This window comes from Roseburia sp. AF15-21 (assembly GCF_003479505.1).
Taxonomy (GTDB): domain Bacteria; phylum Bacillota; class Clostridia; order Lachnospirales; family Lachnospiraceae; genus Roseburia_C; species Roseburia_C amylophila.
On record NZ_QUHG01000009.1, the window covers coordinates 1 to 11,795 of the forward strand.

12 protein-coding genes are annotated in these 11,795 nt (G+C 40.7%); all 12 read left to right on the forward strand.

What is annotated here, in order from left to right:
- Positions 1–227: 227 nt before the first annotated feature.
- The 12 genes from flgM (at position 228) to DWW33_RS11840 (ending at position 11,651) form a co-directional block, all read left to right on the forward strand.
- Positions 228–509 (forward strand): flagellar biosynthesis anti-sigma factor FlgM, encoded by a 282-nt coding sequence (flgM, locus tag DWW33_RS11785; RefSeq protein WP_022242358.1) that lies wholly within the window; start codon positions 228–230, stop codon positions 507–509.
- A gap of 16 nt (positions 510–525) precedes the next feature.
- On the forward strand, positions 526–1,038 hold the full coding sequence (locus DWW33_RS11790; protein ID WP_022242359.1) for a flagellar protein FlgN: 513 nt from the start codon (positions 526–528) through the stop codon (positions 1,036–1,038).
- Between the two features lie 17 nt (positions 1,039–1,055).
- Positions 1,056–2,798, forward strand: a complete 1,743-nt coding sequence (flgK, locus tag DWW33_RS11795) for a flagellar hook-associated protein FlgK (RefSeq protein ID WP_118639586.1) — start codon at positions 1,056–1,058, stop codon at positions 2,796–2,798.
- Between the two features lie 18 nt (positions 2,799–2,816).
- Positions 2,817–4,667, forward strand: coding sequence for a flagellar hook-associated protein FlgK (flgK, locus tag DWW33_RS11800; protein WP_117841493.1), 1,851 nt, complete (start codon positions 2,817–2,819; stop codon positions 4,665–4,667).
- Between the two features lie 14 nt (positions 4,668–4,681).
- Positions 4,682–6,193 carry a flagellin N-terminal helical domain-containing protein gene (locus tag DWW33_RS11805; protein ID WP_117841492.1) on the forward strand — a complete coding sequence of 504 codons (1,512 nt, stop codon included), beginning with the start codon at positions 4,682–4,684 and terminating at the stop codon, positions 6,191–6,193.
- A 16-nt stretch (positions 6,194–6,209) separates the two neighbouring features.
- Entirely contained in the window at positions 6,210–6,671 is a 462-nt protein-coding gene (gene fliW, locus DWW33_RS11810) for a flagellar assembly protein FliW (protein ID WP_117841491.1), read from the forward strand.
- Position 6,672: 1 nt separating this feature from the next.
- A complete protein-coding gene (csrA, locus tag DWW33_RS11815; RefSeq protein WP_117841490.1) occupies positions 6,673–6,888 on the forward strand; it encodes a carbon storage regulator CsrA in 216 nt (71 codons plus the stop codon).
- Positions 6,889–6,975: 87 nt separating this feature from the next.
- A complete protein-coding gene (locus DWW33_RS11820) occupies positions 6,976–7,398 on the forward strand; it encodes a flagellar protein FlaG (protein WP_117841489.1) in 423 nt (140 codons plus the stop codon).
- A gap of 12 nt (positions 7,399–7,410) precedes the next feature.
- Positions 7,411–9,723, forward strand: a complete 2,313-nt coding sequence (fliD, locus tag DWW33_RS11825) for a flagellar filament capping protein FliD (RefSeq protein ID WP_118639587.1) — start codon at positions 7,411–7,413, stop codon at positions 9,721–9,723.
- A gap of 65 nt (positions 9,724–9,788) precedes the next feature.
- On the forward strand, positions 9,789–10,166 hold the full coding sequence (gene fliS, locus DWW33_RS11830; RefSeq protein ID WP_022242367.1) for a flagellar export chaperone FliS: 378 nt from the start codon (positions 9,789–9,791) through the stop codon (positions 10,164–10,166).
- Positions 10,150–10,635, forward strand: a complete 486-nt coding sequence (gene flgN / locus DWW33_RS11835) for a flagellar export chaperone FlgN (RefSeq protein ID WP_022242368.1) — start codon at positions 10,150–10,152, stop codon at positions 10,633–10,635. Before fliS ends, flgN begins: the two co-directional genes overlap by 17 nt.
- Positions 10,636–10,823: 188 nt before the next feature.
- Positions 10,824–11,651 (forward strand): flagellin N-terminal helical domain-containing protein, encoded by an 828-nt coding sequence (locus tag DWW33_RS11840; protein ID WP_022242369.1) that lies wholly within the window; start codon positions 10,824–10,826, stop codon positions 11,649–11,651.
- Positions 11,652–11,795: the final 144 nt, after the last annotated feature.

Genomic DNA, 11,795 nt, shown 5'->3' on the forward strand with positions numbered 1-11,795 from the left:
GCATCCATGTGTTCAGCCTAGTTCATAAATATGTGTCCAGGATTCTGGGTACATATCAGATGCCGGGGCTATTTTACGCAAGAAGCTGCTGCTGCAGGCACTACAGACCGGTAACAGGAGGAAAAAATATTTTCTTAAAATTGCACTAAGTTTTCCAAAGAAACGTCCGATAAATAGATTAGACAACAGAAATGCGAATCATTTCAAGGAAGAAAGGAGATGCCGTTATGCGTATAGAAGCTTATAACCAGATTGCATCCATATATAAAACAAGTAAGACTGGTAAAGTACAGCAGCCATATGGTGTAAGCACAGGCAGGGATGAAGTGCAGATTTCCCGGTTGGGAAGAGATTACCAGATCGCAAAACAGGCAGTCGCAGAAGCTTCGGATATCAGGGAAGATAAAGTCGCAGAACTGAAAACAAGTGTCCAGTCAGGAAAATATGATGTGGATTCCGGAGATTTTGCAAGTATGTTACTGGCAAAATATAACGAAATGAAGAAGTAAGAAGTGAGGATAAGCCGTGGCTAGTTTGATGGAGGATTTGGCAGATGTACTTCTGCAGGAAGATAAACAATATCAGGAGTTGATTGTTCTTTCAAAAGAGAAGACAGATGTACTGGTTGCCGGAAATGTAAAGAGATTGGAAGAAATTACTGCAATGGAGCAGGAAATGACAGATGTGCTTCATGGATATGAAGTGCGCCGCAGAACTATCTTACAGGATATGGCAGATGTACTGGGTAAATCAAAGGATGATTTTACCATTGAGACCATGATACAGATACTGGAATCACAGCCAAAAGAACAAAGCCGCCTTATTTCACTTCGGGATAAACTTCACAGGACGTTAAAGGAAATGGCACAGCTAAACACACAGAATCAGGCACTGATCAAACAGTCCTTAGAGATGGTGGAGTTTGACCTGACCTTGTTTAAGAGCCTGCGACAGGCACCGGAAACGGCAAATTATAACAAATCTGCATACAATACCGGAGATTTGTTAGGAAGCAGCGCTTTTGACACGAAACAGTAGGCAGGAGGAAAAGTACCATGGCAAATGGAATGGGAAGTTTATATATTGGTTCTTCTGGACTTCGGACAAGCCAGAATGCCTTGAATACGACAGCAAATAACCTTGCGAATGTTGACACAACCGGATATGTGCGCCAACAGGTCATTCAGGCGGACCGCCATTACAATATATTTGATAAAAATGCAGCAATCAGTAATCAGCAGTCCGGACTTGGTGTAAGTATTGCAGATGTCATTCATTCAAGAGATATATTTTTAGATAAATCATATCGTACAGAGACTGGAAGACAGTCTTTTTATTCCGCATGCTACTCTGCAACCAATGAAATTTATACTTATTTTCAGGAGCTGGAGGGAGAAGCATTCCAGAATAGTATCTCGTCTTTATATACTGCATTTGAAGAGTTCTCCAAAGATCCGTCTGATTCGGTAAACCAGAACCTTGTAATGCAGAAATCGAGTCTGTTTATCAGCCGGGCGAAAGCCGTTTACACAAGTTTACAGAACTATCAGAATAATTTAAATACAAAAATTTCCAAAGATATTGACCGGATTAATGAACTGGGAAAGAAAATCTATGATTTAAACGAAAACATTGTAAAAATCGAGGCTGGTGGAGTCGAGACTGCAATGGAATTAAGAGACCAGCGGGATAACGCACTGGACGAACTGGCAGGTCTGGTTCATATCGACTATGATGAGAAATACGATGGAACTGTATTTGTTTCAATAGAAGGTGTTGATTTCGTAAATCGTGCCCAGGTATATGAGATGGGAAAAAGCGTAGATGACGAGACCGGTTATATTACACCATACTGGCCGCAGATGTCAGATACGAATCGTGGACAGACAGCCAATGTATTTAACTTTAATGTAGATATTTCATCTGCTTATAACACTGACATCGGAGAATTGAAGGCACTGGTAATGCAGCGTGGAAATTATGTGGCAGATTACCGTGATATAGAAGGAAAATCCCGTCAGGAATATAATGATGATGCAGGAATGTCTGTAATGCTTTCTACAGAAGCAGAATTAGACCAGCTGGTACATAAACTGGTTACAGCAATCAATGATATCTTCTGTCCGAATGTAGAATATGCCGGCACAGATTTAACCGGAACAACAGCAGATGGAAATGCGTTTACCATTACACAGGGAATGAAAGTTTTAGATACAGATAACTGCGCAGTAGGAAGTGATGGAAAGCTTCCACCACAGGAGCTATTTTCCAGGGTAGGAACGGATCGCTATACAGAGGTGAATGTAACGGATGCGGCTGGAAATACCAGGACATACTATGTATACAATGAGGAAAGTGCAACAGATATTTCTAAAATGTATACCTTGTCCAGCCTTAAGGTAAATGATGAAATTATCAGCCAGCCATCTTACATCCCGCATCTGACACAGGATAGTAATAATAAACAGGTAGCGCAGCAGCTTGGTACCGCATTTACAGAGATGTGGAAGAAGAGTGAGATTTCTTTGAATCCGAATGCTACCAGTAAATGTACCTTTATGGAATATTATGCACAGATGATTGGTGAAACAGGAACAGCAGGTTCTGTTTACAATACCATGTCAGAGACACTGAATAACACGGTAAATACCGTTGATAATAAGCGTCAGCAGGTAATCGGAGTTTCTTCTGACGAGGAACTGACCAGTATGATTCAGTTCCAGAATGCTTACAATGCAGCCAGCCGCTTTATGAATGTGGTAAGTGACATGATAGAGACATTAATTAACGGATTGTAATATAGAAGAGGTGGGAATATGCCGTCACAATTTTTTGGATTAAATATAGCAGCATCTGCATTAAATGCATTTCAGGCATCTGTAAATACTGCTGCCAATAACGTATCCAATGTACAGACCAAGGGTTACAGTAAACAGGTAACGAATAAAGAAGCCGGTGAAGGAATGCGTGTCAATGCAAAATACGGAACCACCGGAACCGGAGTAAATGCGGTTTCTGTCACACAGCTCCGGGACAGTTATTATGACACGAAATACTGGAATAATAATGGAAACCTTGGATTGTATCAGAAACGTCTTTACTATATGGAACAGATTCAGACATATTTTACAGATGATGATACGGAAAAGGGTTTTTCCACATTGTTAAAAACCATGTTTAATAATCTGGATACCACACAGCATACGAACTTTGATGAAAATGTAAGAAAGCAGTTTATCGGAAGTGCCCAGAGTCTTGCTACCTATTTTAACGGAGTTGCTACGAACCTTCAGGAATTACAGGGAACCTTAAACAATGAGATTAAGTCTACTGTAGATAATGTAAACTCCATTGCAGAGAAAATTGCATTGATTAATAAGCAGATTAATCAGGTGGAAATCAATGGTGGACATGCCAATGAGCTGAGAGATAAGAGAGCACTTTTGGTGGATGAACTTTCCGCAATTGTTCCGGTTGAAATATCAGAAGTGCCGATTACCAACAGTAACTATCCGGATATGGATCTTGGAATTAATAAATACACCGTGAAAATTAATGGACAGACCATGGTGGACGGATACGATTACCGTACCCTCTCTTATGAAGCGAGAGAGCAGAAGATTAACCAGACTGATATTGATGGATTGTACGACCTGACCTGGTCAGATACCGGAGTAAAATTCAATGCAGCCAGTGCATCCATGGGTGGAAGCTTAAGAGCTTTGTTTGAAATGCGGGATGGAAATAATGCAGAAAACTTTACCGGTAAAATAGGAACAGAAGCCGGAAGTATCCGGAATACTGTGGTAGATGGAAGAACTGTAACACAGATTACCGTAAAGAATCCATCTATGACGGATGTAGAGAAATTATCCATTGCAGAACAGGGAATCATAACAGTATTAAACAATGATTATCTTTATTCCGATTTTACCATGAATGCAGATGGAAGTTATACTTTTACATTAAAGCAGGAGTTAAATGCATCCCAGAGAAGCAAGTTCTTAGGAGAAAGTGTCAGCATTGGAAAGAGTGTGGATGCCATGGGAATCCCGTACTATATGTCCCAGATGAACCAGTTCTTAAGGAGCTTTACCAAAGCATTTAATGATATTGAGCGGGGAGATGCAAATGATCCTGCAGTAGATTTAAATGGAAAAGAAATGGGAAGCTTCTTTGTAGGAAAGAGAGCTTTAGGCGGAGAATATGATTTTACAGATACACAGATATCCTCCGGTTCCAATACCTATTATCAGCTGACAGCATTAAACTTTGCTGTAAATTCAGAGTCCATAACAGACCCGGGAAGATTTGCAGCAGTAACCAGGTCAGAGTACACCGATGGTGTGGATAAATATACATTGCTGGATAGCTTGAAGAAATTAGAGAGTGACACCAAGCTTTACCGTGGAACGGGGGCAGATGCTTTCTTACAGTGTCTGCTTTCGGATATTTCTGTAGATACAGAAGAAGCGGAGCTTTTCAGCAAGAATTATTCCAATATAGAGTCGACTATCGATATGCAGAGACAGTCTGTATCCGGTGTAGATGAAGATGAAGAAGCACTGGACTTAGTAAAATTCCAGAATGCATACAATCTGGCATCCAAGATGGTTTCTGTTATGGCAGAGATGTATGACAGATTAATCTTAGAGACCGGAGTATAAGGAGGTTTGTTAGAATGAGAGTAACCAATAACATGATCATGAGCAATACCAAAATAAATATCAATGGAAATAAGACCAATGTGAATACATTGAATAATCAGATGACATCACAGAAGAAAATCAGCAGGCCATCTGATGACCCGGTTATTGCTATCCGTGCACTTCGGCTGCGCAGCAGTTTAAGCCAGATTAATCAGTATTATAAAAAAAATATTCCGGATGCAGAGGCGTGGTTAGATGTTACCGAAACCTCTCTTACTAACATGAAAAAGCTGCTGACTACCATTCACACCCAGTGTGATGCAGGAGCCAATGGAACACTGACGGAAGAAAACCGTAAGACTATTTTAAAGCAGTTACAGTCCTTAAGTGACCAGATTTATTCTGAAGGTGATGCAGATTATGCAGGAAGAACAGTATTTACCGGTTATAAGACGAATTCAACCTTGACATTTCAGGCAGACAGCAAAGAGACATATAATATCAGCGAGTATTTATCCGCAGATAAAATAGAAGAATATAATTATTCCTATGGAAATGTTAAGACGCCGACAGCTGCAGACGTAGCTGCAAAGACAGCACCGGGTACACCGGAGAATACTACACTGCACAGATTGCGCCTTTCCTATGACAATATTACCGATATTACTGGTGGAAAAATCAGTTACAGTTATACAGACACAGCAACCGGACAGATGACCACGAAAGAGCTGAATGTTACCACTGTTACCACCAGTGATTTAGAAGCGTCTTCTTATGCAATAGCAGATAATGACATTGTATTTAATAAAGACACCGGTGAATTTCTGATGGGAAAAACGCTGGCATCAAATCTGAAATCATTCGGAGCAACGGTTTCTGTAAATTATGATAAGACCGGATTTTCCAAAGGAGAATTACGACCGGAGAATTATTTTGACTGTACCAATAATACAGATGCAGCTAATCCAATCCAATATACTAATTTTGAAAATGGAAAGAGAGTCCGGCAGGATATTGAATATACCATTGCATCGAATCAGACGCTGGTGGTAAATACACAGGCAAGCACAGTGTTCAATTCTGATATCGCAAGAGATTTAGATAATCTTACTTCCATTGTGCAGTCAGCAATTGACGCACATAGTGTAGTGGACAACATTAAGGAAATGAAAGGCTTAAGCCAGTATTCCTCAAAGGACGACCAGGAATATTTGGAAAGCTGTCTGGCTGCTGCCCAGAAACAGGCAGATTATGCAGATCATCAGCTGCAGACAGTGTTTAACAGGGGACTGACAAAATTCGAAGGCTATATGTCAGATGTAAACCTTGCAATCACGGATGTGGGAAGCAAGGGACAGCAGCTTGATATTACAAAGAACCGCATGTCTAATCAGCAGCAGACGGTAGAGGCACTAAAATCAGACAATGAGGATAAGGATTTGTCAGATATTATCATTGACTATACTTCTTCCTATACTGCATATCAGGCATCTTTACAGGCGGCCGCTAAATTAGAAAGACAGACTTTACTGGATTATCTGTAAGAAAGGAGAAACTGGCATGAAAGCAGCAACAAGATTGTTTGGGGAAATAGAAATTGACGAAAGCAAAATCATAACATTTGAGGACGGAATCATTGGATTTCCGGATATGAAGAAGTTTACCTTAATCTTCGATGAAGAAAAAGAGGGCAGACCATCCATTTCCTGGTTACAGTCCATGGACGAGCCAGAGATAGCATTTCCGGTAATGGATCCGCTGTTCGTTTGTGAAACATATAATCCAAGTGTGGAAGATGAATTGTTAAAGAACCTTGGAACCATAAAAGAGGATAACCTTTATGTACTGGTAACAGTTACCGTGCCACAGAATATCAAAGAACTTGCAGTGAACTTAAAAGCACCGATTGTAATTAATACAGACACAAGAAAAGCGAGTCAGATAATCGTAGAGGATGACCTGCCGGTAAGATACAGAATTTATGAAATTTTAGAAGAAGCAAAGAAGAAGGCAGGTGAATAAGATGCTGGCATTAACAAGAAAAAAGGGAGAATCCCTTGTTGTCAATAACAATATTGAGATAACAGTACTGGAAATCAGAGGAGACCAGATTAAAATCGGCATCTGCGCACCGAAGAATGTGCCGGTATACCGGAAAGAAGTATATTTACAGATTCAGAAGGAAAATGAAGCTTCTCTTAAAGCTGATGGGTTAGAAGCTTTGAAAAATTTACTGTAACCGCTAAATAAATTTACGGGTTCTACCGATATAAGAGTTAGAACAATGGTAAACGGAAATGACAAGAAGCACATGGAGGTGTAAGCAATGTCAATTGAATCAATCAGAAACAGTGGATCGGTGTATCAGGGAAGTTCTCCGGTTCAGGGAACAATAAGAGAAAGTTCCGCAGTAACAACAGAAGGATTACAGACAAGTGCAGATGAAATACAGCAGGAAAATGCCAGCGTATTAGAAAATGCAGCAGCACAGGGTCAGAATCCAACAGAAGAAGAAAAAGCAACTGCCTCTTCCTCGGAACAGGTTAAGAAGGCGGTGGAGAGCATCAATCGCAGCCAGGCTCATACAGAAGCAATCTTTGGTATCCACGAAGGAACCAATCGTGTCACTATTAAGATTGTGGACAAAGAAAGCAAGAAAGTGATTAAAGAATATCCGCCGGAGAAGACACTTGACATGATACAGAAGCTCTGGGAGATGGCAGGGCTGATGGTAGACGAGAAGAGATAGGAGGTACTTAAGATGGCAATTCGAGTATCAGGATTAGCGTCAGGAATGGATACCGAGTCGATTGTTACACAGCTCGTATCTGCATATAATGTAAAGAAAAATACATATGTAAAAGCACAGACCAAGCTTTCCTGGAAGCAGGATGCATGGAAGACATTAAATAAAAAGGTAAAGAGTCTTTACAGTAACATGACAAGCTTAAAGTATAGTTCTGCGTATAAGACCAAGATGGCGTCGGTGTCGGATACTACTAAGGCAAGTGTCAGTGCAGAGGGTACTGCTGTAAACGGAAGCTACAGCTTAAAGATTAATCAGGTGGCAAAGTCCGGTTATCTTACCGGCGGCCAGTTAGCAGCTTCTACAACCAGAGCAACCAAGCTTAGCGAGTTATTGGGTGATGACAGCTTTGCCGGTGGAAAGATTGAAGTGACATCTGCCGGAAAGACCAGCACTATTGAAGTGACAGCAGATACAACCGTAAGTAATTTTGTATCTAAATTAAATAAGGCAGGAGTAAAGGCTTCTTATGATGCTACTAACCAGAGAATTTATGTGGCAGCATCCGGCACGGGAGCAGCCAATGATTTCAGCCTGTCAGGAGTAGATGACAATGGAAGCACAGCATTAAAGGCACTGGGCTTGAGGGTAGCTTCCAAGAGCAATACAGAGAATTATAAGTCATGGGCAGCGTATGATGGACAGGATATAGCGCAGATTCTTGCGGATCTGCAGAATTCCAAGGATGCAATCTCAGCAGCCAATAACAGCATTACACAGTCGCGCTCTAAGATTTCCGGTTATACAACAAAGGTAAATTATGCATCTTCCTATGAGACCATGATGAATGCATATAAGGGACTTGATAATGCAGGAGAAATCCGTGATTTGGATGAACTGGCATCCATGTCCAAAGCTGATTTATCCAAAACATATGAATTGGATGATGATGGAAACTTTAAAAGAGATTCAGAAGGAAAGCTGATTGTAGCAGATGATACAGTCGCAGATGATAAAAAAGCAACCGGTACAGACCGCCTGAATGCCCTTGCAGCCAAGGCAGGTCTTGTTAAGAAGAAGGATGAAAATGCCGGCGAAGATGTAAAACAGGTTACCATTGCAGAATTTGCGGCAGCAAAGGCTGCAGTAGACAAGTATGACGCCCAGGCAGCTGATGACACCCTGACAGCTGATGAAAAAGCGGATATGAATGATTTTATCACCAGTGTACAGCATGCTTATAAGGGGACAGCAGATTCAGAATATGCATCCATAGAAGAACTTACCAATGCATACAATGATAAGATTACGAAAGAGCAGGACAGTATTACTGCCCAGAATAAGATTATCAGTGATAATAAAGCAGTCCTTGAGAAATATGCCCTGTTAGATAATGGGGAAGATCAGGCGGCATTAGAGGCACGTATTTCCTATGCGGTAAAACAGCTTGCCAATGCAGCTGACAAGACACAGTACAATACGGATGCAACCCGCATAGATGGTCAGGATGCAGAGATTTATGTAAATAATGCAAAATATACGTCATCCTCTAACTCCTTCAGCATTAACGGACTGAAGATTGAGGCGCTGGCTTCCACCGAAGGTAGCGAGATTAACGTAACGGTAAAGAATGACGTAGACGGTGTATACAAGAAAATAAAAGATTTCTTAAAAGAATATAATTCCCTGATTAATGAGATGACTTCTCTTTATAACGCAGATTCTGCCAAAGGATATGAGCCGTTGACAACGGAAGAAAAAGATGCCATGACAGATTCTGAAGTCGAGGAATGGGAGAAGAAGGTAAAGAGTGCATTGCTTCGCCGGGATGACAGTCTGGGTAATCTTTTAAATTCCATGACCAGTGCCATGTATAAGGGATATACTGTGAATGGCAAGAGTTACAGCCTTTCCAGCTTTGGTATTTCAACCCTGGGATATCTCAATGCAGATGAGAATGAGGAAAATGCTTATCATATTGATGGTGATGCAGATGATTCAGCAGTTTCTTCTAAGACCAATAAGTTAAAACAGATGTTACAGGAAGACCCGGATACAGTTACGGCATTCATGCAGCAGCTTGTTACCGGTGTATACAATGAGATTGATACCAAGATGCGCTCTAATTCTCTGAGCAGTGCAATGACTGTTTATAATGATAAGCAGATGGCAAAAGAGTATAGCAATTACACTACCACCATTAAGAAGTGGGAAGATAAGATTACTTCGATGGAAGATTCTTATTATAAGAAATTTGCGGCGATGGAAACTGCACTGGCAAAATTACAGCAGTCTACATCCTCACTGTCAGGTCTCTTAGGTTCATAAGTGCCGATAAATGTCAGTCACAGGTATAGACCGGTGATAATGTGAAAATACATGGAGGTAACACGATGACAATGAACAATGGATATGCAGCATATCAGAACAGTAAGATTATGACTGCTTCTCCGGCAGAATTGACACTGATGCTTTATGAAGGTGCCATCAAATTCTGTAATATTGCAATCATGGGAATTGAGGAGAATAATATCCAGAAAGCCCATACAAATATTGTAAAAGTAGAAAATATCATAGAAGAGTTTCAGGCAACCTTAAATCATAAGTATCCGGTTGCAAAGGACTTTGAAAATGTGTATAAGTACTTACAGGAACGTCTGGTTGAGGCAAACATGAAAAAAGATAAAGAAATTTTAGAGGAAGTACTGGTACACCTTCGCACCATGCGTGATACTTGGAAAGAGGTAATGAAGCTTGCACACAGCAAATAACAGCTATATTGAAATCTTAAAACAGAGCCTTACGAAAAAAATAGAACTGCTGGATACAATTATGGCATTAAATGTATTGCAGAAGGACATGCTGGAAAATCCGGATTTAGATCCGGATGAACTGGAAGAAAATCTGAACCGTAAGGCAGATCTGGTAGAGCAGTTATCAAAGTTAGATGACGGATTCAGTCAGATTTATGACCGGGTTCGAGCTGATTTGACAGAGAACCGAGGGGCATATTCGGAAGACATTGCTCAGATGAAGCGGGATATTACCGCAATCATGGACAAGAGCACTGCAATCCAGAGCCAGGAAAAACGCAATCAGGTATTGATGCAGCAGAAATTTACTTCCGTGAAGAAACAGATTAAGGAAGTAAAGAAATCCAGACAGGCGGTGAATTCCTATTACAGAAATATGATGAAAATGGGAACTCCGGGTTCCACATTTCTGGATGATAAGAAGTAGACTGGAAAAATTTAAAAAAATTTTCCATTTACTATAAAGTATCGAGACAACCGTCCGATATATATAACAAGTAAACAAGATATTGTTACTTAGCAGATAGATTTGAGGAGCGTACGTCCGATAAGATATCTGCAACAACAAACAAGTAGTCGCAAGGAAGCGACGTTAAATTCAAGGAGGAATTAATTATGGTAGTACAGCACAATTTACAGGCAGCAAACACAAACAGACAGTTAGGTATCACAACAAGTGCACAGGCAAAATCAACTGAGAAATTATCTTCCGGTTACAAAATCAACCGTGCAGCAGATGACGCAGCAGGACTTTCCATTTCTGAGAAAATGAGAAGCCAGATCCGTGGTCTTAACAAAGCTTCTTCAAACGCACAGGATGGTGTATCTTTAGTACAGACCGCTGAGGGTGCATTAAATGAAACACATTCTATCTTACAGCGTATGAACGAACTTGCTACACAGGCAGCTAACGGAACTAACACTTCTGTAGATAGAAGCGCTATCCGTGCTGAATTGGATCAGTTAACATCTGAAATCAACCGTATCCAGTCTACCACACAGTTCAACACAATGAACCTGTTAGATGGTACTTTCTCTGGAGCAACAAATCAGATGAAATTACAGGTAGGTGCCCTTTCCGGACAGTCTATCGACTTCTCAATTGCTAATATGTGTGCAACAAAGATTGGTCTTAAGACAACTTTAAGTGTAAGTACATTTACAAAAGCTGGTTCTTACATGAAATCAGTTCAGGATGCAATCGAAGTTGTTTCTAAACAGCGTTCAGCAATGGGTGCTATCCAGAACCGTCTGGAGCATACAATTGCCAACCTGGATACCACATCTGAGAATACTCAGTCAGCAGAATCCCGTATCCGTGATACAGATATGGCTTCTGAAATGGTTACATACAGCAAGAATAACATCCTTGCTCAGGCAGGTCAGTCTATGTTAGCACAGGCTAATCAGTCTACTCAGGGTGTATTATCCTTACTTCAGTAATCATAAGTACTCAACCATAAAAGTAAAGCTGACCCGAAAGGGTCGGCTTTATTTTTTACTTTACAGGAAATTGATTTCCTGTAAAGTAAAAAAGCGCTCCGCGAGGATGCGCACGGTGCGTATAAGCTAGATGTCGCAGGTGCG